26 protein-coding genes and 1 riboswitch are annotated in these 24,535 nt (G+C 37.9%); of the genes, 24 read left to right on the top strand and 2 right to left on the bottom strand.

What is annotated here, in order from left to right; all coding sequences use genetic code 11:
• Positions 1–15: 15 nt before the first annotated feature.
• From spoVAC to ACJ2A9_RS10915, 5 genes are read left to right on the top strand one after another with little or no spacing between them, the layout of a single operon-like run.
• Complete coding sequence (gene spoVAC / locus ACJ2A9_RS10935) at positions 16–495, top strand: stage V sporulation protein AC (RefSeq protein ID WP_441421684.1); 480 nt, start codon at positions 16–18, stop codon at positions 493–495.
• The gene (gene spoVAD, locus ACJ2A9_RS10930; RefSeq protein ID WP_441421683.1) at positions 496–1,515 is read left to right on the top strand and encodes a stage V sporulation protein AD; all 1,020 of its coding nucleotides are present in this window, start codon (positions 496–498) and stop codon (positions 1,513–1,515) included.
• Complete coding sequence (gene spoVAE / locus ACJ2A9_RS10925; protein WP_441421682.1) at positions 1,512–1,862, top strand: stage V sporulation protein AE; 351 nt, start codon at positions 1,512–1,514, stop codon at positions 1,860–1,862. Before spoVAD ends, spoVAE begins: the two co-directional genes overlap by 4 nt.
• Positions 1,863–1,885: 23 nt before the next feature.
• Complete coding sequence (locus ACJ2A9_RS10920) at positions 1,886–2,092, top strand: DUF1657 domain-containing protein (RefSeq protein ID WP_441421681.1); 207 nt, start codon at positions 1,886–1,888, stop codon at positions 2,090–2,092.
• A 24-nt stretch (positions 2,093–2,116) separates the two neighbouring features.
• On the top strand, positions 2,117–2,974 hold the full coding sequence (locus tag ACJ2A9_RS10915) for a DUF421 domain-containing protein (protein WP_441421680.1): 858 nt from the start codon (positions 2,117–2,119) through the stop codon (positions 2,972–2,974).
• A gap of 61 nt (positions 2,975–3,035) precedes the next feature.
• Here the strand turns inward: ACJ2A9_RS10915 and ACJ2A9_RS10910 are convergent, their stop codons facing one another.
• The gene (locus tag ACJ2A9_RS10910; RefSeq protein ID WP_441421857.1) at positions 3,036–3,758 is read right to left on the bottom strand and encodes a DUF421 domain-containing protein; all 723 of its coding nucleotides are present in this window, start codon (positions 3,756–3,758) and stop codon (positions 3,036–3,038) included.
• 158 nt (positions 3,759–3,916) lie between these two features.
• Between ACJ2A9_RS10910 and ACJ2A9_RS10905 the strand changes: the two genes are divergently transcribed.
• From ACJ2A9_RS10905 to ACJ2A9_RS10865, 9 genes are all read left to right on the top strand, one after another.
• Entirely contained in the window at positions 3,917–5,077 is a 1,161-nt protein-coding gene (locus ACJ2A9_RS10905) for a D-alanyl-D-alanine carboxypeptidase family protein (RefSeq protein ID WP_441421679.1), read from the top strand.
• Complete coding sequence (locus ACJ2A9_RS10900; protein WP_441421678.1) at positions 5,070–5,663, top strand: nucleoside recognition domain-containing protein; 594 nt, start codon at positions 5,070–5,072, stop codon at positions 5,661–5,663. Before ACJ2A9_RS10905 ends, ACJ2A9_RS10900 begins: the two co-directional genes overlap by 8 nt.
• Positions 5,664–5,665: 2 nt before the next feature.
• Positions 5,666–6,199 (top strand): spore maturation protein, encoded by a 534-nt coding sequence (locus ACJ2A9_RS10895; protein ID WP_441421677.1) that lies wholly within the window; start codon positions 5,666–5,668, stop codon positions 6,197–6,199.
• Positions 6,200–6,409: 210 nt separating this feature from the next.
• Positions 6,410–7,129, top strand: coding sequence for a pseudouridine synthase (locus tag ACJ2A9_RS10890; RefSeq protein WP_441421676.1), 720 nt, complete (start codon positions 6,410–6,412; stop codon positions 7,127–7,129).
• A gap of 241 nt (positions 7,130–7,370) precedes the next feature.
• Positions 7,371–7,895 (top strand): thiol-disulfide oxidoreductase ResA, encoded by a 525-nt coding sequence (gene resA / locus ACJ2A9_RS10885; protein ID WP_441421675.1) that lies wholly within the window; start codon positions 7,371–7,373, stop codon positions 7,893–7,895.
• 12 nt (positions 7,896–7,907) lie between these two features.
• Positions 7,908–9,569: a cytochrome c biogenesis protein ResB gene (locus ACJ2A9_RS10880; RefSeq protein ID WP_441421674.1), complete on the top strand. Its 1,662-nt coding sequence runs from the start codon at positions 7,908–7,910 to the stop codon at positions 9,567–9,569.
• Positions 9,570–9,577: 8 nt separating this feature from the next.
• Positions 9,578–10,774 carry a c-type cytochrome biogenesis protein CcsB gene (ccsB, locus tag ACJ2A9_RS10875; RefSeq protein ID WP_441421673.1) on the top strand — a complete coding sequence of 399 codons (1,197 nt, stop codon included), beginning with the start codon at positions 9,578–9,580 and terminating at the stop codon, positions 10,772–10,774.
• Between the two features lie 294 nt (positions 10,775–11,068).
• The gene (locus tag ACJ2A9_RS10870; RefSeq protein WP_441421672.1) at positions 11,069–11,785 is read left to right on the top strand and encodes a response regulator transcription factor; all 717 of its coding nucleotides are present in this window, start codon (positions 11,069–11,071) and stop codon (positions 11,783–11,785) included.
• Entirely contained in the window at positions 11,785–13,572 is a 1,788-nt protein-coding gene (locus ACJ2A9_RS10865; protein WP_441421671.1) for an ATP-binding protein, read from the top strand. Before ACJ2A9_RS10870 ends, ACJ2A9_RS10865 begins: the two co-directional genes overlap by 1 nt.
• 200 nt (positions 13,573–13,772) lie before the next feature.
• Here the strand turns inward: ACJ2A9_RS10865 and ACJ2A9_RS10860 are convergent, their stop codons facing one another.
• Positions 13,773–14,240 (bottom strand): MogA/MoaB family molybdenum cofactor biosynthesis protein, encoded by a 468-nt coding sequence (locus tag ACJ2A9_RS10860; RefSeq protein WP_441421856.1) that lies wholly within the window; start codon positions 14,238–14,240, stop codon positions 13,773–13,775.
• A gap of 210 nt (positions 14,241–14,450) precedes the next feature.
• Positions 14,451–14,631, top strand: a riboswitch (cobalamin riboswitch).
• Positions 14,632–14,791: 160 nt separating this feature from the next.
• Here ACJ2A9_RS10860 and ACJ2A9_RS10855 point away from each other — a divergent pair.
• The 10 genes from ACJ2A9_RS10855 to ACJ2A9_RS10810 all read left to right on the top strand — a co-directional run bounded on the left by ACJ2A9_RS10855 (position 14,792) and on the right by ACJ2A9_RS10810 (position 24,404).
• A complete protein-coding gene (locus tag ACJ2A9_RS10855; protein WP_441421670.1) occupies positions 14,792–15,808 on the top strand; it encodes an ABC transporter substrate-binding protein in 1,017 nt (338 codons plus the stop codon).
• Positions 15,771–16,829 (top strand): FecCD family ABC transporter permease, encoded by a 1,059-nt coding sequence (locus tag ACJ2A9_RS10850; protein ID WP_441421669.1) that lies wholly within the window; start codon positions 15,771–15,773, stop codon positions 16,827–16,829. Before ACJ2A9_RS10855 ends, ACJ2A9_RS10850 begins: the two co-directional genes overlap by 38 nt.
• A 68-nt stretch (positions 16,830–16,897) precedes the next feature.
• On the top strand, positions 16,898–18,367 hold the full coding sequence (locus ACJ2A9_RS10845) for a heme ABC transporter ATP-binding protein (protein WP_441421668.1): 1,470 nt from the start codon (positions 16,898–16,900) through the stop codon (positions 18,365–18,367).
• The gene (gene cbiB, locus ACJ2A9_RS10840; RefSeq protein WP_441421667.1) at positions 18,364–19,323 is read left to right on the top strand and encodes an adenosylcobinamide-phosphate synthase CbiB; all 960 of its coding nucleotides are present in this window, start codon (positions 18,364–18,366) and stop codon (positions 19,321–19,323) included. The genes ACJ2A9_RS10845 and cbiB overlap by 4 nt, the downstream gene beginning before the upstream one ends.
• Positions 19,310–20,386, top strand: coding sequence for a threonine-phosphate decarboxylase CobD (gene cobD / locus ACJ2A9_RS10835; RefSeq protein WP_441421666.1), 1,077 nt, complete (start codon positions 19,310–19,312; stop codon positions 20,384–20,386). Before cbiB ends, cobD begins: the two co-directional genes overlap by 14 nt.
• Positions 20,383–20,946 (top strand): bifunctional adenosylcobinamide kinase/adenosylcobinamide-phosphate guanylyltransferase, encoded by a 564-nt coding sequence (locus ACJ2A9_RS10830; RefSeq protein ID WP_441421665.1) that lies wholly within the window; start codon positions 20,383–20,385, stop codon positions 20,944–20,946. Before cobD ends, ACJ2A9_RS10830 begins: the two co-directional genes overlap by 4 nt.
• Positions 20,947–21,084: 138 nt before the next feature.
• Positions 21,085–22,614: a cobyric acid synthase gene (locus tag ACJ2A9_RS10825; protein ID WP_441421664.1), complete on the top strand. Its 1,530-nt coding sequence runs from the start codon at positions 21,085–21,087 to the stop codon at positions 22,612–22,614.
• Positions 22,598–23,416, top strand: coding sequence for an adenosylcobinamide-GDP ribazoletransferase (gene cobS, locus ACJ2A9_RS10820; RefSeq protein ID WP_441421663.1), 819 nt, complete (start codon positions 22,598–22,600; stop codon positions 23,414–23,416). The genes ACJ2A9_RS10825 and cobS overlap by 17 nt, the downstream gene beginning before the upstream one ends.
• Positions 23,374–24,024 carry a histidine phosphatase family protein gene (locus tag ACJ2A9_RS10815; protein ID WP_441421662.1) on the top strand — a complete coding sequence of 217 codons (651 nt, stop codon included), beginning with the start codon at positions 23,374–23,376 and terminating at the stop codon, positions 24,022–24,024. The genes cobS and ACJ2A9_RS10815 overlap by 43 nt, the downstream gene beginning before the upstream one ends.
• Positions 23,958–24,404: a bifunctional adenosylcobinamide kinase/adenosylcobinamide-phosphate guanylyltransferase gene (locus ACJ2A9_RS10810; RefSeq protein WP_441421661.1), complete on the top strand. Its 447-nt coding sequence runs from the start codon at positions 23,958–23,960 to the stop codon at positions 24,402–24,404. Before ACJ2A9_RS10815 ends, ACJ2A9_RS10810 begins: the two co-directional genes overlap by 67 nt.
• Positions 24,405–24,535 lie beyond the last annotated feature (131 nt).

Raw genomic sequence — 24,535 nt, 5'->3', positions numbered from 1 at the left:
AAAGAGGAGCAAGCAATGTCAGATCAAAAGAAAAAGAATTTAACACCTGTACAACAAGAATATCAAAAATTTGCCAGTAAAAGAGAGATAAAAAGACCCGTCTTAAAAAATTGTATAAAAGCCTTTTTAGTTGGCGGATTTATCTGCTTAATTGGACAATTTGTACAGACTATTTTTGTTTATTATTTTGATTTTACTGAACGGACTGCCGGGAATCCAACTGTTGCCGTGATGATTTTTATTGCGGTTATGATGACGGGTTTTGGTTTTTATGATCGAATTGCACAATTTGCAGGTGCGGGGACAGCAGTACCTGTTACGGGGTTTGCCAACTCCATAGCGTCAGCGGCAATCGAGCATCGTACTGAAGGATATGTCCTTGGGGTTGGTGGAAATATGTTTAAATTGGCTGGCTCTGTTATTGTATTTGGTACATTTGCCGCATTTGTCATCGCAATTATTAAAACAATGCTCATACAATGGGGAGGCCTGTAAATGTTAGTTGGTCATCGTACATGGGTATTTAAAAAAAAACCAGTGATTATTTCAACAGGAACCATTGGCGGTCCTTTTGAAGCAAAGGGAAGATTGCCGAATGATTTTGATACATTACATGAAGATGTGTGGCTGGGACAAGATTCTTTCGAGAAGGCTAACAGGGTTTTACTAGAGGAGGCCTTTATTAAAGCCATTGAAAAGGCCGGATTAAAGAAAGAAGATATCCAGTTTATACTTGCTGGAGATTTAATTAACCAAATCACTCCTTCAAGTTTTGCTTGCCGTACAATCGCTGCTCCATATTTAGGGTTATTTGGGGCTTGTTCCACCTCAATGGAAGGATTAGCACTTGGGGCGTTTATCGTAAATAGTGGTGGTGCAAAGTATCTCCTTACTGGATCGGTTAGCCATAACATGGCTGTTGAGAAACAATTTCGCTATCCAACAGAATACGGAGCACAAAAACCACCTACAGCACAGTGGACTGTAACTGCTGCCGGGGTAGGTCTCCTAAGTGATCAAGGCGAAGGACCTGTTGTCACATCTGCAACAATAGGGAGAGTTGTTGATATGGGTTTAAGCGATCCGTTTAACATGGGAGGAGCAATGGCACCGGCAGCGGTCGATACAATTGAAGCACATTTAAGGGATCGTAATATTGATCCTTCATATTATGATTTAATCGTTACAGGGGATTTAGGTAAAATTGGACAAGATATTGCCTATGATTTATTAAAGAAACATGGAATTTCGATTACGAATGAAAAATTCGGTGATTGTGGTTTAATGATTTACCGTGAGGATCAGCCAGTATTAGCAGGCGCAAGTGGTTCGGGCTGTTCTGCAGCTGTTACGTATGGACATTTATTAAATCGAATGAAACGCGGCGAATTAAAACGAATACTTGTTGTAGCAACAGGTGCACTGCTTTCACCAATGTCCTATCAGCAAAAGGATACAATTCCTTGTATTGCGCATGCCGTTTCAATTGAAGCTGGAGGTGGAATAAGCCAATGATCTTCTTTTGGGCATTTGTTGTTGGCGGTATCATTTGTGTAATTGGGCAATTTTTGATGGATGTTGTGAAACTAACCCCTGCACATACAATGAGTGCGCTCGTCGTTACCGGAGCAATATTAGATGGACTCGGTTTATATGAGCCATTAATTGATTTTGCAGGCGCCGGTGCAACTGTACCGATCACTAGTTTTGGGAATGCTTTAGTTCACGGAGCGATGGCAGAAGCGGAACAGAATGGTCTTATTGGGGTTATTACAGGAATTTTTGAAGTGACGAGTGCTGGTATTTCAGCTGCAATTATTTTTGGCTTTATCGCCTCGTTAATTTTTAAGCCTAAAGGATAAAATAATTAATAGGAGGAAAATTTATGACAGTAGCATCACAAGTAAAACAATGCTTAGCCAGTTTAAAAAGCGTTGAATCAACCTTGAGTACGTATGCACTAAATGCAGAAGATCCTAATGCAAAGAATACATTTCATGAAACCTGTTTAATAACGAGAAGGGTTATTAAAGATATCGAAAAAAGAATTGGAGAAATGGAGTTTCAAGAACCTGAATATAAAGGATTCTAAGAATTATGAAGGAGGAATATGGGCATGCCTGGTTGGTTAGAAGTAGCTTTACGTTCATTTATCGCCTTGGTTGTCCTCTTATTTGCAACGAAATTGTTTGTTAGGAAATCTTTATCACAAATGACATATTTTGAATACATAAGTGGTGTTGTCATTGGCGTGATAATTGGAGTGGTCTCATTCAATCTATCGATTCCAATTGCTTTCGGAGTCATTGCTCTTATTATTTGGTTGTTTGTACCGTATGCCATTGGATTCTTAGCAATGAAAAGCAAGTCAGTACGTAACATTGTTCATGGCAAGGGAGTACCAATTATTAAGGATGGTAAAGTATTAGAAGACAATTTAAAAAAGGAAAAATATAATACAGATGATTTACTGAAACAATTGAGACATAAAAATGTTTTCCAAGTTGCTGACGTTGAATTTGCTGTTCTTGAGAATAGCGGAGAAATAAATGTGTTGCTAAAAAAGGAAAATCAACCTGCTACACCAAAGGATATGCAAATTCCAATTGCGCCCATAAAAGAGCCGGAAACGGTGATAATGGATGGTAAAGTACTAGATGAGCCATTATCCACCCGAGGTTTTAACCGTGCTTGGCTAGAAACAGAGCTGGATAAAATAGGAGTAGCAATCGAGAATGTTTATCTAGGTCAAATAGATGCATATGGTGAGCTAACTGTTGATTTATTTGACGATAAGATTAAAGTACCGCAACCTCAAACAAAACCACTGTTAATGGCGACCATTAAGAAGTGTCAAGCTGACCTCGAAATGTTTGCGTTATCGACAGATTCTATTCAGGCAAAAGAGCTTTACGAAAAAAGCTCTAAGGATATTCAGGAAGTATTAAATCGAGTGAAACCATACTTGCAATAGAAAAAACAAGTGATTTAGTTTTCATCACTTGTTTTTTTTTGTTTGTTTTTAATAAGGAAAATTAATGGTTAATTGGTGGAACATTCTCTTGGTTTTGGTTTACAAGAGAAACATGCAGCTCACGCTTTTTATTAATTGATGCAAAAAAGACAGAATTAATATCAGTAATTCCTCTTTGTTTTAAATGCTGTTTCAAGTCAGCTCTCGTTAAATTGACTTCTTGCAGTACTTCATCGTCAATCATTCCTTCAATAATAACTGGATAACTCATTCCGCTTTCTTTTTTTATAAGGCCAATATCTTCAATTGTAACGGTTGTTTTTGCTGGTTTTTTATATACGGTTAAGTTTCCACTTGCTTCAACAATTCCAAGTTCAACATCCTGAATATCAAATATATCTTTTTCACGAAGCATTTCTAAAATATCGTCGATGGGGTATCGAATTTTCTTTAGATTTTTGTTAAGAAAATATCCATCCTTAATGACGACAGTAGGATCGAACGTAATGAATTTTCCAAGTTTCCGTTTCTTCAGAGTTAAGTTTGAAACAATACGTTGCAGGAATCCAATCATTACGATAGCGAATGCAGTATGGAGATGATGAATATTAGGATCAGCAATGTCAGCACCTGTTACAGAAGCTAATGTAATAATAACTAAAAAATCAAATACAGGCAGTTCAGCGGCTGAACGTCTCCCCATATATAACGTGATGAGTAATAATAATGGTAGAATGGTAAGTATTCTTCCAAAAATAATAAGTAGTTCTGAAAAATAATGCATCATTACTTACTGCCTTCCTATCTGTATCTATATTTCGTTAAGCTTAGTATAAGCGTTGTAATTTTCTTTTATTCGATTTAGTAGACTGGATAAGTTTCAATCATATCATTTTATTTATCGCATACACTTGTACAAAACGACTAAGGACGGAGATGCAGATGACGATAAAAGGAATGAAAAAAAATGCATTATGTCTTCTGATCATAGCAATTCTATTAGTTAGCTTTCCGTTTTCAGCGTCAGCACACGTGTCTGTTTCTGCACAGGGGGCCATTTTAATAGAACAGGAATCTGGGAGAGTGTTATATGGGAAGCAAGAGCATACACAAATGCGAATAGCTAGTATTACTAAAATTATGACTGCGATACTTGCCATAGAATCTGGGAAAATGGAAGAAAAAGTAACAGTTAGTAAAAATGCAGAAGGAACTGAAGGTTCGTCTTTATATTTACGTGCAGGTGAAAAAATTCCATTGGAAGATCTAGTGTATGGATTAATGCTTAGGTCGGGGAATGATGCAGCTGTTGCAATTGCAGAACATGTTGGGGGCAGCTTAGAAGGATTTGTTTATTTAATGAATCAAAAGGCTAAGGAAATTGGGATGAGCAAGACAGTGTTCTCAAATCCACATGGACTTGATGATCATGAAAACCATTATTCAACTGCTTATGATATGGCATTATTGACTCGTTATGCAATGGAAAATGAAGAATATAGGGAAATTTCATCAACTAAGTCGTATCGTTCGCCACAGGACGGGGAGAGCTGGGATCGTGTATGGCAAAATAAAAATCGCTTATTAACACAGTTATATAAATACTCCACCGGCGGGAAAACAGGTTATACGAAAAGAGCAAAAAGGACATTAGTATCTACAGCCAGTAAAGATGGGGTTGATCTCATTGCAGTGACATTAAACGCACCTGCAGACTGGAACGATCATATGCAGATGTTCAATTGGGCATTTGATACGTTTAAATTAGTAACAGTTGTAGAAGAAGGTATTGTAAAAAACATTGAAGATAGCTTTTATAAAAATAAAGTTGAAGCAATTGAAGCATTAAAATATCCTGTAACGGCAGGAGAAGAAGAGGATCTTGATGTACAGATTACATTATATGAACCCCCAAAATCGAATGAATGGGAAGAACGTGGTGTACCAAATCCAGTTGGAAAAATTGAGGTGAAATTAAAAAATAAGACTATTGGCATTGTTCCCTTATTTTATAATGGGCCAATTGAGGTGAAACAAAAGTCATTCTGGTCAAAATTTAAAGATTTATTCTTTCTGATTAATGGAGTGAATAGCCGTGGTTAATTATATTTGGATGGGAATGATTATAATTGGAATTGTTTTCGCGGCAATTAATGGAAGAATGGCAGAGCTGAATGAAGCAGTATTTGATGGGGCAAAAGAAGCGGTTGCGATCTGTATCGGATTAATTAGCGTTCTCGTGTTTTGGCTTGGATTAATGAAAATTGCCCAATCAGCTGGTTTATTACAAGTTTTAGCAAAACTTCTTCGCCCAATTGCGACGAGACTATTCCCGGAAGTCCCCCCTCATCACCCGGCAATGGGCTACATTCTTTCAAATATGACGGCGAACTTGTTTGGCTTAGGTAATGCCGCCACACCAATGGGGATTAAAGCAATGGAACAGTTAAAGGTACTGAATGGAGGCAGGGATACTGCAAGTCGCTCGATGATCACATTACTCGCTGTGAATACAGCGAGTATAACGATTATACCGACAACGGTCATCTCGATTCGAATGAATTACGGTTCGGTTTCACCAACAGAAATTGTCGGTACTACATTGGTAGCGACAGCCTGTTCAACGATTGGAGCAATATTAATAGACCGATATTTTTATTACCGCAGAATTAGAAAAGGGAGGGAGTAAAAATGGAATGGATTACGATTATATCCCTTTGGTTAATTCCTTTTCTAATTGGTTTTATTTTGCTTTATGGAACATACAAAAAGGTCCCAACCTATGAAACCTTCGTCGAAGGGGCAAAAGAAGGATTTGGTATGGCGATTTCAATCATCCCTTATTTAGTAGGAATGTTAGTAGCAATTTCTGTCTTTCGAGCCTCAGGTGCGATGGATTTCTTTATTGAACTGCTCAAGCCTGTACTTCAGCTAGTTGGAATACCAACAGAAATAGTACCATTAGCACTTATCCGGCCTATTTCTGGGACAGGCGCACTAGGAATGACATCTGATTTAATAGCAACGTATGGTCCGGATTCTTTTATCGGTCGGTTAGCCTCGACGATGCAGGGCAGTACAGATACGACTTTTTATGTATTAACCGTTTATTTTGGTGCAGTAGGAATTAAGAAAATGGGCGACGCATTAAAGGTTGGATTATTAGCAGATGTTGTCGGTATTGTGGCTGCTATTGTCGTCTGCACACTCGTATTTGGTGGATAAGAGTACAAATGAATGTTTTTATATATGAGTTTCATAATTATTTCATAAATTTTGTCTATACTTTTACGTATAGGCATTTTTTTTGGCTAAAAATAATTATTTATTAAATAGGAAGTAACTGTGTTTTTGACTAAATTCTACATTTTTTGATACTTCGATGCTTGAGAATTTAGAATCCAAGGAGTATGATGAAAGTTGTGAGGTGAAGATATGGAGCGTTTACAAAAGGTTATTGCTCAAGCAGGACTAGCATCAAGACGAAAAGCAGAGCAATTAATTGTCGATGGAAAAGTGAAAGTGAATGGGCAGGTGATTACTGAATTAGGTGTTAAAGTTAACACTAATCGAGATAAGATTGAAGTAAATGGAGTTCCGATCGATAAGGAAGAACCCGTTTATTTTTTGCTGTATAAACCAACTGGTGTCATTTCAAGTGTTCAAGATGAGAAAGGAAGAAAAGTAGTTACTGATTTTTTAGATATTGAACAACGGGTTTATCCGGTAGGACGGCTTGATTATGATACCTCTGGTCTGATTTTATTAACGAATGACGGAGAGTTAGCTCATAGACTTATGCATCCAAAATTTAAAATTGATAAGGTTTATATTGCAAAGGTAAAAGGTATTCCGTCAAGAGAAAATCTACGAAAATTAGAAAAAGGAGTTTTTCTTGATGACGGAAAAACAGCACCTGCTAAGGTTAAGTTTCAGTCAGGAAATCAACAGCAAGGATCATCGATTGTTGAAATAACTATTCATGAGGGGAAGAACCGTCAAGTACGAAGAATGTTTGAAGCAATTGGTCACCCTGTAATGAAATTAAAAAGAGAACGTTATGGCTTTTTAACTGTTAGGGGGATGAATCCCGGAGATGTAAGGGAATTGAAGCCTCATGAAGTGAAGCAGTTACGTGAACTGACTGTCACATAACCGTCAAAAATCGATTAGGTAATTGTAGTTAACACTGTTATAATAGTGTTAATTAAAATTTGTAAAAAAGTGTCATTCGTCGTAGAAAAATGAGAAAGTTATTGTTTCGTGCTAGTAAGTGAGAAATGTCATCGCTTCAACACTATTTTTCTCATATAATGTACTTTGTTTCTTAGTTTACCCTTGAAAGGGTAGAGAACATAATCGCATAGAAAAAAGTTTGGAGATGGGGAGAGGAAATATGAAACAGAAGCGTCTCATGATTAGAACGATTGTTCTTCTTATAATCGTTGCAGCTTTGGGATACACGTTTTATACTAATTTTTTCAGTGAAACAAAGGAGCTTGTAAATGTTGGTGATGAGGCTCCAAATTTTGTGCTCACTGATCTTGATGGAAATCGAGTTGAATTGGCAGATTTAAAAGGACAAGGAGTTTTCTTAAATTTCTGGGGTACATATTGTCCACCGTGTGAAAAAGAAATGCCATACATGGAGAAGTTGTATCAAATATATAAAGATCAAGGTGTTGAAATATTGGCAGTAAATGTAGATGAACCCCGTTTAACGGTAGAGCGTTTTGTTCAACGACATAAATTAACGTTTCCAATCCTGATGGATGAGGGCTTGAATGTAATTAATGCGTATGGTGTAAGTCCATTACCAACAACATTTCTAATTGACAAAGATGGGATGGTTGTCGGAAGAATTCTTGGAGGTATGAACGAAGAAAGCATTGAGGAATATATGCAAAGTATTAAACCGTAATGGGGTGTCAAAATGGATAATGTCAAATGTGAATGTGGTCATATAAATCACCACGGTACAGTTATTTGTGAATCATGTGGGAAGCCCTTATTAGAAGGTGACAATCAAGAATTGTTAAACATGAGGTATGAAGGGACTGCGAGACGGTCACAAACATACAATCGAACAATTATTGATAAAATTTGGAACTTCTTTTCTTCCGTAAAAGTTGGCATCTGGATTATTGTAATATTGCTTGTTGCATCGGCATTTGGCACAATCTTTCCGCAGCAATTGTATATACCGAGTAATGTACCGCCAGCAGTGTTTTATAAAGATGAGTACGGTGTGTTAGGTCAAATTTATTATCAGTTGGGATTTCATAATTTATATGGCTCTTGGTGGTATATGCTTTTATTAGCGTCATTAGGCGTTTCTTTAATCATCTGTAGTGTTGACAGAGTTGTGCCTCTCTATCGTGCTTTAAAAACACAGAAAGTTACCCGGCATGAAGCTTTTTTAAGTAGACAACGAGTATTTGGAACTTCTAAAGTTGACAATCATGATGAAGAAATGAAGAAAGTGAAAGAAATCTTAGCAAAGAAAAAATATAAGATTTCCGAGGAAGATGGTAACATCGTAGCTGAAAAAGGTCGATTTTCACGATGGGGACCATACATTAACCATTGTGGACTAATCTTATTTTTGATTGGCTGTATGTTCCGGTTCTTCCCTGGTATGTATGTTGATGAGCATTTATGGATTCGCGATGGTGAAACTGCGCAAATTCCGGGGACACAGGGAGAGTATTTCTTAAGAAATGACCAGTTTTCTCTCATCATGTATGACGAAGATGATGAGCGGTTCCAAGATGCGTTTGAACGCACAGGGATGATGGGAGCTATTCAAGCATACCAAACCGAAGCAACATTGTTTAAACGAGTGGAAGGCGGAACAGTTGGTTTAGAGACAGAACTTGAGGAAATCGATCATCATTTTATTAATGTAAATCAACCATTTAAATTTGATGGTTATGCACTTTATCAAGTAGATTATAAATTAAATGAATTTAACGAAATGACTTTTACTTTAATGGATAAAGAAACTGAGGAAGAGTTTGGAAAGATGAATATTGATTTATTTGATCCGCAATCTTCCTATGATTTAGGTAATGGTTATGAAGTTGAAATTATGAACTATTTTCCTGATTTTATTTTTAATAATGCTGGTGAGCCGGCTACGAAGTCAAAAATTCCAGATAACCCAGCTTTTATTTTTAAAGTGAGTGGTCCTGGAATTGAAGAGCCTGAAATCAGTGTAGTTGGAATTAATTTGCAAGTTGAACCATTTGGTGAGAATGAGCATGCCCTTTATATTACCGATCTTACAACAAAGAATGTAACAGCACTAACCGTTCGTCGTGATTTTACACTTCCATTTTTATTTGTTGGTGGTTTTATTTTCATGTTTGGTCTTGTCCAAGGATCTTATTGGCATCACCGTCGTATTTGGGTTCAACGTAAAAACGATGAAATTTGGATTGCAGGGCATGCAAACAAAAACTGGAATTCTTTAAAAACGGATATTGCAAGTTTCGTAACTGAAACGAATTTAATCATGCCACTAGATCAAGTTGAAGAAAAAGAAAAAGAGAACGAAAAAGATAAGAATGATAGTGCAAATCGTAAGGGGTGACCATATACATGGCGGCATTAAGTAGTAATTTATTGTTATTTGCTTTTTTTATGTATTTAGCAGCAACCATTAGTTTTGCTGTTTCTGTAACAGGGAAGAAATGGCGTAACAAGGAAGGTGTCGAAGGAAACCGCTGGGGTACTTTTGGCTATATATTAACAATTTTAGGTTTCTTATTCTCGATGGGCTATTTCATTACACGTTGGATCGCTGGTGGGCATGCGCCAGTAAGTAATATGTTTGAGTATTTAACATTTTTAGGAATTTCGATGTCATTAGCATTCGTAATCATCTACAAAATCTATAAAAGTAACTTACTAGGATTATTTACATTGCCGGTCGTCATGCTACTTATTGCATACGCTTCTGTATTTCCTAGTGAAATTCAGCCGTTAATCCCGGCGTTACAAAGTTACTGGTTAAAAATTCATGTTACGACAACAGCGTTAGGACAAGGGATTTTGGCAATTGGTTTTGCAGCGGGTTTAATTTATTTAATCCGTGTTGTTGATCAAAAGAAAAAGAATAAACAAACACTAGCACTTGAATTAGTAATGTATTCATTACTTTCAACGCTAGGATTTATTCTAGTTGCTTCCATCTTTAGTGCCACTAACTATCAAGTTCAATTCTCATATGTTAATGAGCGTGGTCAGGAGGCGCAAATTATTTACGAAATGCCAGCGATTGCCGGGCCTCATGAAGGAGAAATGATGTCAGAAGATCGTTTTGGACCACTTTTCGCTGCTCCATCATGGATGCAAGGAGTAGAAGCACCACGTAAACTTAATACATTCATTTGGTCATTGATTGCAGGTTTAATTCTTTACGGTATCACTCGTTTGATTTTACGTAAACGTATTTCTGCAGCCATTCAACCGTTTTTAATGGGAGCCAGTCCGCAAAAAATTGATGAAGTTAGTTACAGAGCTATTGCTATTGGTTTTCCGGTCTTTACATTAGGTGGGTTAATCTTTGCCATGATTTGGGCGCAGATTGCTTGGACAAGATTTTGGGGTTGGGACCCTAAAGAAGTTTGGGCACTTATTACGTTCCTTTTCTATGCTGCTTACTTGCATTTGCGCCTATCAAAAGGCTGGCAAGGAGAGAAATCAGCGTGGCTTTGTGTTATTGGTTTTGTATTAATTATGTTCAATTTATTATTTATTAATCTTGTTGTAGCAGGCTTACACTCATATGCATAAAATCACAACCCCTTCACTGTAAAAGTGGAGGGGTTGATTACTAAGTAGAATTAGATTTCGTTGCGAGGAAGTTTGGGCTCGCTCGTGTGATTGTTCAATATTTAGACAAATCCTCTAATAGTTATTTTTATTTGTCACAATTATGTCAAGAATAAAAAATAAGTTATTTTGAAAATATTTCTGTATTAGTAACTCCGTGGTACAATAAAATTGTCAAATAATATGCCTATAAATAAAAAGCATAATTCAAAAATAATATTTTATGTTTTCGTACTGACAAAGGGGGAAATTCTAGTGGAAAAAGAAGCAAGAATTCTAGTTGTAGATGATGAAGAGCGCATTCGCCGACTTCTTAGAATGTATTTAGAAAGAGAAAATTATGATATTGATGATGCAGAAAATGGAGAGGTTGCTTTAGAATTAGCACAACAAAATAATTATGATCTTATACTATTAGATTTAATGATGCCTGGAATAGATGGGATTGAAGTATGTCAGGAAGTCCGAAAAACAAAAGCAACGCCAATTATTATGTTAACAGCAAAAGGTGAGGAAGCAAACCGTGTTCAAGGCTTTGAGGCCGGGACAGATGATTATATTACGAAGCCATTTAGTCCAAGAGAGGTTGTCCTGCGTGTGAAAGCGTTACTACGTAGATCGTCATCAACGAAGTTTTTGGAAACAGAAACATCTACAAAAGATGTATTAGTGTTTCAACATTTGACGATTGATAATGATGCCCACCGTGTTACCGTAAATGGTACGGAGATTAGTCTAACTCCTAAAGAATATGAACTCCTTCTATACTTAGCACAGTCACCAGATAAAGTATTTGCAAGGGAACAATTGTTGAAAGATGTTTGGAATTATGAATTTTTCGGTGATTTACGTACAGTGGATACACATATTAAACGATTACGTGAAAAGTTAAATCGTGTTTCCCCGGAAGCGGCAAGTACAATCTCTACCGTTTGGGGCGTAGGTTATAAGTTTGAGGCTGTGAAAGAGTAATGATTTGGCGCAGTCTAGTAGGGAAGTTATGGATAACCATACTTGCCCTTGTATTAGTTGTACTAACAATTTTAACGATTATGCTATTGCAATCGTTTGAGAAATTTCACCGAGAACAGGCTGAAGAACAGCTAACGAATCAAGCGACAATTATTGGAAATATCATGGAAGAATCGGAAATTGATGTTGCTTTGTCAACAGCCTGGAAAATTGTTAATGCTTATTCAGCAAAAGTTGTTATTATAGGTGATGAAGAACGCCATTGGTATTCACCGAATCAACAAGGATTACCGAATATTGCAATATCAACATTTGAAGAAGACCCAGATTTGGCTAAAGTCTTTGAAAACAATGAGTTAGTCGTAAGTCAAGGTGATTTTCCGATTACAATGAATGGCTATGAGTTTCATAATGAGATTTTAATCGTTGGTGTACCAATTGAAATGTTTGAAGGGAAAAAAGGTGCGGTATTTTTATATCAATCATTACGAATGATCGAAGAAACAACAAACCAAACGAAGAAAACAATTTATTTGTCTGCAGCAATTGCGATTATCTTAACGACGATCTTTGCGTTTTTCTTGTCTTCCCGTATTACTGCACCACTTCGAAAAATGCGTGAGGCATCACTCGAAGTTGCTAAAGGTAAATTTGATACGAAAGTTCCTATTTTAACAACTGATGAAGTTGGACAGCTGGCAATGGCTTTTAATCGAATGGGATCAGAGTTAAATGCAAATATTATGGCTTTAAATCAGGAAAAGGAACAATTATCAAGTATTTTAAGCAGTATGGCTGATGGTGTTATTACTCTTGATCGAAAAGGGAATATTGTTGTGACGAATCCACCTGCTGAGCGATTTATTCAAGCATGGTATTATGAACAGAAAGCTAATGATTTACAAGAGGATCACCTTCCGCAAGACATTAAGGTATTATTCCAACAAGTTGTTGAATTAGAAAGAGATCAATTAACAGAGGTAAGTGTTCAAGGACGCAGTTGGGTTATTGTAATGACACCACTATATGATAAATCATTTGTCCGTGGTGCTGTTGCTGTTCTTCGTGACATGACGGAGGAACGCCGCTTAGACAAACTCCGAACTGACTTTATAGCAAATGTTTCGCATGAATTACGAACACCAATTGCTATGCTGCAAGGATATAGTGAAGCAATCATTGATGGCATTGCTGGTACTGTTGAAGAACAACAAGAGCTTGCGCAAATTATTTACGAAGAGTCATTAAGAATGGGCCGACTTGTGAATGAATTACTTGATCTTGCGCGGATGGAATCAGGAAATATTCAGCTCAATATCGAGCCAACGAATATCAGGGAGTTTAGTCGAAGGATTATCAGGAAGTTTCAAGGGTTAGCACACGATAATCGTATCGAACTGAATGCACAGATTTCAGCCGATGATGATACAATTATTTGGATCGATGCTGATCGAATTGAGCAAGTATTAACGAATCTAATTGACAATGCGATTCGACATACGAGTGAAAATGGAAGTGTCACTTTATCCGTAGATTCGCATGAAACTGGGATTAAGGTTGATATAACAGATACAGGATCTGGTATTCCTGAAGAGGACTTACCGTTTGTGTTTGAGCGATTCTATAAGGCGGATAAGGCCCGAACTCGTGGGCGCTCAGGTACAGGCTTAGGATTAGCAATTGCTAAGAATATTGTTGAAGCTCATGAAGGGCAAATTTCTGTTCATAGTATCCTAAATGAAGGAACGACATTTTCCTTCTTTATCCCTCGCAAAATAGAGGAATAACCCGAAATAAACAGAAAAATTTTGTTTCATAAGAAACGTTGCTGCCGAGAAGATTATTCTTGGCAGCTTTTTTCTTTAGTTTAGAGCTTAGAGTGTAGAGTTTAGAGTTGCTTGAATGCAAAACAAAGAGGCACTTCCAAAGTGCTACTCTGAAAATGCCCTATTAATTTTACATTTTACATTTTAAATTCTAAATTCTCTCATTTCCTGTCTTTATAGATTTCACGCATGACATGGGTCAGTTCCGGGAGGATTAGTTTATTCATGGCGAGCTTAACAGCACCTGATGAGCCCGGAGTAGAGAAGATAGCAGTGTTTCCGCGTACACCAGCAATGGCCCGACTTAAGATGGCTGCAGAGCCAATATCTTCAACATAACTTAAGTAGCGGAAGATTTCACCGAAACCAGGCATTTCCTTATCTAATGTATCACGTACTGCTTCATATGTAGTATCACGCAGTGTAATGCCAGTACCGCCATTGAGGAGAATGGCCTCTATATCAACCCGGACTGAGGCGTCACGAATGAGTGTTTGAATCGCTGTATATTCATCTTTTACGATGTGGTAGTCAACGACTTGAAAGCCATTTTCCTCTAATAGTTCTTGCATGAGCTTTCCACTTTTATCTGTCTCCTTCGTACGTGTGTCAGAAACAGTAATAATCATACAGTTTACTGTCTTCGGTGCCTCTTGGCGATGTTCTTCTACAGACACAGTATCATCTCCTAACTATATTAAACGTAAACATTCCGATTATATCATAGTCATCATTGTAAAATACAGCAGTGATAATATGTCTGCTTTATTGTTAATGGTCTTAGTAAAAAAGCTGTCAAAAAAGAGAAAATTATGTATAATGGTTAATGTAAATCAATTTAATAATTTGTACATTAAGGTCACGATTTGTGATTAAAAGGGAAGTTGGTGAAATTCCAACACGGTCCCGCCACTGTAAACGTTAGAACATTTCATTATAACCACTGTCTAGTGATGATGGGAAGGGGGAAATGTTCGTTCATGCGTAAGTCAGGAGACCTGCCTTAATGTTTTGTGAATCCTTCGAGGAAAAGGTGAAGCAGTAAAGTAGATTACAGTTATTTTCGTTATCTATGCTACTGTTTAATTAAGTTCTCCAGAAGGGGAGCTTTTTTTATGTTGTAGAGACTTTGATTTACACCATGAATATTAACAGATGTATAAAGGAGATGAAGAGACAAATGAAAAAGTGGTTATTATTACTTTTTACAGTCCTATTATCAGTAGGAGTTCTACTCGGGTGCAGTTCGAATGAAGCAGAAGACGGTGGGACAAACGATGAAAGCGAAGAACAAGTGGAGGAAGTAACTGAAGGAGATGAAGCTACAGAAGAAGAGGCTGCTGAAGGAGCAAGCTTCCCAGTAACTGTCAAAGATGCGACCGGTGAAGAAATTACAGTTGAGGCTGAACCTGAAAGTATCATTACACTTACTCCAAGTAATACAGAAATTTTATATGCCCTAGATCTATTAGACAAAGTCATTGCTGTTACCGATAACGATGATTTTCCAGAAGGGATTCAAGACACAAAAGATAGTATTGGTGGAATGGAATTTGACGTTGAAAAAATCCTTTCACTTCAACCAGATATCGTTCTTGCTAATGCATTAAACGTTTCTGAAGGTATTGAGCAATTAAGAAATGCTGGATTAACCGTTGTTGTAACAAATGGTGGTTCTACATTTGATGAAGTGTACAGCTCAATTGAGATGGTGGCTTCAGTGACTGGTAAAGCTGAAGAAGGACAAGACATTGTGAATTCGATGAAAGAAAGAATTAATGTTATTACTGAAAAAGCAGCACAAATCAATGAAGAAGATCAAGTGAAAGTTTGGGTTGAAATTTGGCCAGCCCCAGACCTGTTTACGACTGGGAAAGGTACATTTATGCATGAAATGCTTGAAATGATCCATGCTGTTAATGCAGCCGGAGACCAAGAAGGATGGCCGAATTATACTGAGGAAGATGCTGTTAGCACGAATCCAGATGTGATTATTACTACTTATGGACATTGGGAGGGTATGGAAACAGCAGTTGAGGATGTTATAAGCCGTCCAGCTTGGCAAGAAGTTTCTGCTGTGAAATCTGAACGAGTTTATAATATTGAAGCCAACATCGTTGAGCGCCCAGGTCCACGCTTAGTTGAAGGGGTCGAAAAACTTGCAGAACTCATCTACCCAGAAATTTTTGCACAATAATCGTTTCATTGCTTATCTTTGTGCGTTATTGTTTTTAATGTTAGCTGTATTATTAGGGATATCGATAGGGAGTATATCGATTCCCTTTTCTACTATCATCTTTATTTTATCTGAAAATTTGTTCGGTATTCCGATTCATGCAGAGGTTGATCCGATGCTTGTTCATATTGTTATGGACATTCGTTTCCCAAGGGTTATCCTTGCTTTATTAGTTGGGTCGTCACTGGCTCTTGCTGGTGCTGCATTTCAAGGTTTTCTAAAAAACCCATTAGCTGATCCGTATACGTTAGGTGTATCTTCAGGGGCAGCTGTCGGTGCAGTGTTTGTATTATTTCTTGGTATATCAATCCCATTGCTAGGGAAATTTACTCTTCCTTTTTTTAGTATTGTATGCGGATTTATAACATTACTGTTTGTACTGTTTTTTGCGAAACTTGCTAATAAATCACTTACTGTTGAAACAATCATTCTAACAGGAATTATATTTAGTTCATTTCTAGGGTCGATTATTTCATTAATGATTGCATTGACCGGAGAAGAATTACGTCAAATCATAGGCTGGCTGCTTGGCAGTGTGTCAATGCGTGGGTGGGATTACATTTGGATTATGCTCCCGTTTTTTGTGGCAGGATTGATTATTCTCTTATTCAATAGCAGAGAATTAAATGCTTTGGCATTTGGTGAAGAAACAGCGAAGCATATTGGTGTAAATGTTCAATTACGAAAAATAATGATTTTACTAGGTGCATCGTTATTAACAGGAGCGGCTGTAGCTGTATCAGGTACGATTGGATTTGTGGGGCTCGTTATTCCACATTTGACACGACTGATCTGGGGACCTGATCACCGCCATTTACTACCACTTTCAGTCATGATCGGCGGCGGTTTTCTTGTTCTTTGTGATTTAGTAGCCCGTACAATAATTGCCCCAACTGAATTACCAATTGGTGTCATTACAGCTCTTATTGGTGCACCGGTTTTTGGACTTATTCTTCTTAGACAGCGTCGAAGGTTCACGTAGGGGAATGTAATAGCGTTGATTGTTCTCTAATATAATGGAAAGTACGTAAAGATAATGGAGTGATCCACATGATACAAGTAAATCAGGTGAGCGGGGGTTATGACCGAAATCGAGTTATTCATAATGTTTCCTTTGATGTTACAAAAGGAGAAATATTTGGGGTATTGGGCCCTAATGGGTGTGGGAAAACGACGCTATTAAAGATGATAAACGGTGGTTTACCGCTTCAAGAAGGAGAAGTGCTCATAAAAGGTCGTCCAATCCATTCATATTCTTCGAAACATTTGGCACAAATGATGGCTGTGTTACCCCAAAGCTCAGAAACAGCTTTTTCATATACGGTAAAAGAGGTTGTTTCTCTTGGACGTTATCCTTATCAAAAAGGGTTATGGCAGTCAAAAACAAAAGAAGATGAAAAAGTGATTACTGAGGCTATGGAGCAAACCGGGGTGCTAAGTTTTGCCAATAAACCTCTCCAATCATTAAGCGGTGGTGAGAGACAACGGGTACTGCTTGCCCGTGCTTTGGCACAGCAACCTGAAATCCTGTTATTAGATGAGCCTACTAATCATCTAGATATTTCATATCAAATCAGTTTGTTAGATTCACTGAAGATGTGGTCAAGGGAAAAGGGACTAACCGTAATCGCTATTCTGCATGATCTAAATATGGCAAGTCTTTACTGTGACCGGCTCTTATTATTAAAAGAAGGAAAGCAAGTTGTCATTGATCGCCCTGCTCATGTTATGGAAGAGACAACGCTGAAGGATGTATACAAGACCTCATTAAGCCGTAAAGAACACCCCGATGTGCCAAGGCCGCTCATTACATTAATGCTTGAACGGGATGCACAAGATGAGCGAACGCTCATTAGGCGATTTGAGCTTTATCAATCTAAGGAGATAATTAAAATTGATAGTCCGATCGCGCTTAAAACACTTTCGTCATCGATGCTTGGTGCTGGTTTCGGATGGAATAAGACGTTTGTTAATCGTCATGTAGACAGGAATTATAATGCATTAGAACCAGTACAGGAATTTAAAGAATATCTTCACCAAGCTGGGATAGACACTGTGGAAACGGTAGCGATGATGACTGCAGCGAGATTAGAAGATGCTTCTTTCATCACATTAGAAGAAGAGGAGTTTTCACTGTTTGCTGTCGTTACAGTTGGGACGTCTAATGCGGTTGATGCTTCGCGCTCATATGAGCAGGAATACGCTATCCGTGTAGGGACGATCAACACGTGGGTTTTTATCGAAGGTCAGCTGCCTGATGCTGCTTTTGTTCAAGCATTAACGACAGCAACCGAAGCAAAGAGTAAAGCTCTACAGGATGAGGAGATATATGATCCGATGTCTAAAACAATTGCTACAGGCACTTCAACAGATAGCATTTGTATTGCTGCTACTCAAACAGGGGTAGAACTGGAGTATGCTGGAACAATTACACCCCTTGGAAAAGCTATTGGCAAAGCGGTTTATGAAGGAACAATAAATGCGATAAAACGTAATAAAAGAAGGTTGAATAAAGAATGATTTTAGCACATACTATCGCAGTTTTCTTAGCTCTTGTTATTGATCGGTTCATTGGCGATCCGAAATGGCTCCCCCATCCTGTTGTCGGGATGGGAAAGCTCATTTCATTTTTTGAGAAACGATTGAATGTTGGCAACTTTAAAAAACTAAAAGGTGTCTTGTTTCTCTGTTTCGTTTTAACTTCTGTTGTATGTATCTCGATAATCGTTGTTTATGTTGCATATCAAATTCATTTTATTACTGGGATCATAGCTGAGGCACTCTTAATTTCAACAACAATCGCCAGTAAGAGTTTGGAACAGGCCGCTGTCGAAGTTGCTGATCCGCTACAGCAAGATGACCTTCCTAGTGCCCGATTGAAGTTAAGTTGGATTGTTGGACGGGACACCGAATTGTTGCAAGAGTCCGAAATTGTCCGCGGCACCGTTGAGACTGTTGCAGAAAATACTACTGATGGTGTTACTTCACCTCTATTTTATGCGATGCTTGGTGGTGCACCGTTAGCGATGCTGTATCGTGCAGTGAATACGTGTGATTCAATGGTAGGTTATAAAAATGAAAAATTCGGACAGTTTGGTTGGGCGTCAGCAAGATTTGACGATGTATTAAATTGGATACCGAGTCGGTTAACGGGACTTTTAATGGTTATAAGCTTTAAGCCAGAGCCGTATCATACGCGGCGGGAGTGTTTTGCCGTATTATTTCGTGACGCTAAGAAGCATCCAAGTCCAAACAGTGGATGGGGTGAAGCGGCTGTTGCTGCTTTGTTAGGTATTCAGCTTGGCGGTCAAAATACATATCATGGTGTTTTATCAAATCGAGCCAAAATGGGCGTAAAACATAGGGATCTCAAAACAAAAGATATTTATTTGTCCATTAAAATTATGAAGCGGACAGTTTATCTATTTACATTATTTTTGCTTGTAGTCGGGAGTGTTGTATATGGTATTACCTAACCATGGAGCGAATCCGAATCATACGATCGAAGCACTTGGGTTAACTGTAAAACAAGAGATTATCGATTTTAGTGTCAATACAAATCCATATGGTTCACCAGCAGAAATTAAAGAGCAGTGGCTTGATTATTTTCAGAATGTTGAAAGTTATCCGGATCCACACGTTAAGGAGCTAAGGCAAGAAATTTCTAAAACTGAAAACATTTCTGCCGATCATATTTTAGTTGGTAATGGTGCGGCTGAGCTCATTTTTCTTATTGGAAATCATTTTCGCCAAAGCCGAGTCCTTATCGTTGAGCCGACATTTTCTGAATATCGTGATGCTTGTGAAGCTTTTGGTTCTCATGTTGAATCTTTTTTACTAAGTGAAGAAAACGGCTGGCAAATCGATGTTGAAAAACTAGTAAAAGAAATGAAAAACAAGGACCTCCTTTTTATTTGTCACCCTAATAACCCAACTGGTGTTGTATATCAGCCAAGCCACTGGGGTTATTTATTCAAAAAAGCGGAGGAACTAGGGGTTGTCGTCATTGTTGATGAAGCATTTTATGATTTCTGTATGGAAGACATATCAGTTTCCGAGTTTGTCAAAGAGTACGCGAACCTGATTGTATTACGTTCGCTGACAAAAATGTATGCGATTGCTGGTATTCGCTTAGGTTATTTACTTGCCCATCCTTCACTTATCGGTCAATTACGTCAGCTTCAGCACCCATGGAGTGTAAATGGTTTAGCACAGAAGATTGGGCTTGTTTGTCTTAATGCTTCTTCACACGCCAAGAAATCGAGGGAGAAGATTGCTGTTGAACGGGAGCGGTTGTTTCCGTTGATACGAGAGCAAGGATTTATACTGTCGCAATCAAGTACCAACTATTATTTAATAAGAGAGCACGGGCATAAGAAAGATATGAAATCATTGATGACATTCTTAATAGAACATGGAATCATCCCTAGACATACATATAATTTTAAAGGTTTAGACGGAAAGTACCTGCGTCTTGCGATTAAAACAGAAACTGAGAATAATAAATTACTTGATGTATTAAGGGGATGGAAACGATGATTGCTTTTATTACTGGCGGGGTCAGAAGCGGAAAGAGCTCTTATGCTGAACAGCTAGCAATCAACTGTGCCAGGGAAGATCAGCAATTATACTATATTGCAACGAGTATTCCAGAAGATGAGGAAATGCAAAAGAGAGTAAATCATCATAAAAATGACCGTAATAGAAGTGGTGCCAATTGGCAAACTATTGAGCAAGCACGAAATGTTGTTGAGTTACTAGACAGATTTCAAACCGGTGATGTTGTTTTACTAGATTGCTTAACAAATCTGCTGAGTAATGAACTGTTTTTCGATTGGGACAAAGATAACCCCAGCTGGCAGAATGAAAACTTTCATCAGCATATTAAAGAGAAAATTCTCTCATTTGTAATCATGTGTAAACAAAAAGAAATCACGACTATCATCGTCTCAAATGAACTGCTTCAAAGTCCAATTCCAAATGATCAAGGAACATTTTATTATATGAAACTACTTGGAGACCTTCATCAAGAAATTGTTTCATTAGCTGATACAGCAATGTTGGTTGATTATGGAATTGTGAGAGAAATGAAGAATTAATTAATAATTAATTAATAATTTAGAATTACTGTAGGTCGGTTCAGAGGTGGTTTTTAATGGACTTCTTGATGGGACTTGCAATAACTCTACACTCTACATTCTAAACTCTAAACTAAAAATGAAAGTGGGTGTTGATTTGTGAAAGGGGTTATGTTTCAAGGGACGGCCTCGGATGTTGGCAAGAGTGTGCTATGCACTGCTTTATGTCGAATTATCCATCGTAAAGGATATAAGGTTGCTCCGTTTAAGTCACAAAATATGTCAAACAACTCTTATGTTACTGTTGATGGGAAAGAGATTGGCCGTGCACAAGGTGTGCAAGCAGAGGCAGCCAAAACGACAGCAACGGTATACATGAATCCAATTTTACTGAAGCCCCGTAATGACCGTGATGCAGAAGTAGTGCGATTTGGTAAATCGTATGAAACGTTATCAGGTCGTAATTATCGAGAGCATTTTTATGAAAAAGGAATTGAAACGATTCTGTACTCACTTGATCAACTTTGTAAGAACTATGAGTATCTTGTAGTCGAAGGTGCTGGCAGTCCTGTTGAGATGAACTTAAATGATCGGGAAATTGTGAACATGAAGGTTGCTGAATTGGCAGATCTCCCTGTTGTTTTAATCGCTGATATTGATCGTGGAGGTGTGTTTGCAAGTATTGTTGGTACATTGGAATTACTCCCGCCAGAGCATCGCAGTCGAGTGATTGGGGTCATCATTAACAAATTTCGTGGAGATATCACGCTATTTGAAAGCGGTATCAGTTGGATTGAGGAGAAAACAGGGGTAAAAGTGCTTGGAGTCGTCCCTCATATAGGGGGGCTAACAATTGAAGGCGAGGATTCCTTGTCGATGACGACCCAGTTTCAAAGTAGCGGTGAAAAGAAGGCTATTGATCTCGCCGTCATTCAGCTTCCGTATGTTTCGAACTATACCGATATAGAACCATTTCGTTTTGAGGAGGATGTTTCGATTCGATTTGTAAGTGATGTTCACCAATTTGGTCAGCCTGATGCGGTTATCATTCCTGGTACGAAAAGCACGTTTCATGATTTATCATTCTTGAAAAAACAAGGGCTTGCTGAAAAAATTCAACAATTTACTAATAACGGGGGCAGAGTTGTTGGGTTATGTGGTGGGTATCAAATGTTAGGAAGTAAGCTAACCGATACAGAGGGGACAGATACTGGTGACGTTGGTTCCACAAGTGAGGGACTTAATATCGTTCCATTAGAAACACAATTCCAAGCCCGAAAAACGACGGTACGTTCTGAGGGCACGCTTTATGGAGAAGGGGCAAATGAAGTTGGTCGAATCGAAGGATATGAAATTCATTTAGGAGATACAACATGGCAGAAAGCCAAGGAGAAGATGACACCGTTCTTAGTTTTAAATGGAGAGAATGAAGGTGTAAGCTACAATAATGGACAAGTGATTGGTACATATTTACATCATTTATTTCACAATGACAAGTGGCGTTCATATTGGCTTAATCAAATTCGGGAGAGTAAAGGTCTTACTAAACAGGATGTTCGCTATTTACAAGCTGAAAAAGAGAAGTCGTTTGAACGTTTGGCCGATCATGTTGAACAAGCCATTGATGTAGATTATTTAATAGAGAAGATGGAAAGTTGGAGCCAAAGTATTAATGAACCAGTCAAATAATAAACTACACTACTTTTTTGATGGGTTTGTTTTATCGATTCAATTTTTAACAGTGTTACCTTTAAATAAAGAGATTCCCTGGGACCGTGAACGGGCGAGGATGAGCGTGCGAACATTTCCACTTGTAGGGATCATGTTAGGTTTGCTCTTAGCTTTACAAGCGTATCTACTCATCGAATATAGTCCATTTTCAATGTTAGCGATTGCATTTTGGTTGTTTTTCTTTTCGGTTATATTTACCGGTGGTCTTCATTTAGATGGTTGGATTGATTGTAGTGATGCTTATTTTTCCTATCGTGATAGAGAACGTCGGCTCGAGATTATGAAAGATTCTCGGGTTGGAGCCTTCGGTGTACTTTCGGTCTTGTTTCTGTTAGGCTGGCGCTTTCTGTTTCTCTATGAAGTATTGCTGTTTTCTTATGAATATATTTATCTTGTTTTGGTTATAATCCCATTTTTTTCAAGAATTGTGATGGGTGTTGTATTAATATACGGGAAGCTTGCACGTAATGAGGGGATGGCTTATGCCTTTCGCAAACACGTGTCAAAAAAGGATATTAGCTATTATTTCATCTATCTTATTCTTCTGTTTATCGGATTCATTTTCTTATTGCAATTTGAAGTGATCCTTGTTGCTTTATTTCTCCTAATTAGTAGTGTTGTTTTTTATTTTATTTATGTGAGATTTATAACGTGGGCGTTTGGAGGCGTAACAGGTGATTCGCTAGGAGCATCAGTTGAAGGAGGGGAGGCTGTCCTATGGCTGATCATGTGGCTATTACTATACTTCGTCATGGGATGACAGAGTATAATCTAGACAAGCGTTATTTAGGGTGGACAGACATTCCATTACATCCAAAAGGGGAGCAACAGCTACTGGGGTTAAAGAGAGCCAAAGTGTATCCTGACGGTGATGTATTCTTAGTCAGTGATTTAACACGGTGTAAACAAACAGTGGAGCTTCTATATCCCGATGCGCAATATATTGTTGACAAAGGTTTACGGGAGTATCATTTTGGGAGTTGGGAAGGTCTGACATACAATGACTTAAAAGACGACCCAAGTTATGTTGATTGGCTTAATCATTATGAGGAGCGGGCACCTTATAATGGGGAGTTGTACTCAGTCTTTCAGGAAAGGGTTTTGGCTGTTTGGAATCGAATTATTAGACTACTAGAAAATCATTCTATTCATCATATCATTGTTGTTAGTCATGGAGGCCCGATTCGCACCTTTCTTTCAATGTTTGCTCCTGAAAAAAAGAACATGTGGGAGTGGTCAGTTGATTTTGGTACTGGCTACACATTGTGTGGAGATCGTACATTAATAAGGAGGGGGAAAAGATGCACTTCGTTATCGGTGGTGCCTTTAATGGAAAAGGAAAGTGGGTCTATCACACCTATCAGTTAAGAGACCGTGAAGATTGGAATTGGTATAATAATTATAAAAATATAGTAACCTCGTTTCCGCATTTTACAAACAAGTCTTCGAAGGTTATCGTAATCAGCGGCATAGAGCAATTTGTAAAGGAAATAGTAAGAATTTATGGCGCGGAAAATACCAGAGAAAGTTATAAGGTATTTTTACAAGAAGGGTTAAACTGGGAGCAAGAAGATGAAGGTCGTTATTTAATTCTAATTGGTGCAGACATCACAAAAGGAGTAGTTCCTGTTTCTGAAGAAGAACGTACATGGCGAGATTACGTCGGATGGTGCTATCAAGATACAGTTACTGAAGCTGAGCAAGTTGATGTGGTATGGTATGGAATACCTCAAAAAGTAAAGAGTTGAGAGTGAAAGTTAAATGTAGAATTAAGAATTTAGAATGTAGAATTGTTTTTGCTATGTTCAAGGAAGATTGTAAGTACTTCATGAAGTTACTTTCAGTAATTCTTAATTCTAAATTATAAATTCTAAATTAT

Source organism: Anaerobacillus sp. MEB173, from assembly GCF_052119505.1.
Lineage (GTDB): Bacteria > Bacillota > Bacilli > Bacillales > JBJMAU01 > JBJMAU01.
This window is presented reverse-complemented; position numbering and strand designations above follow the sequence as displayed.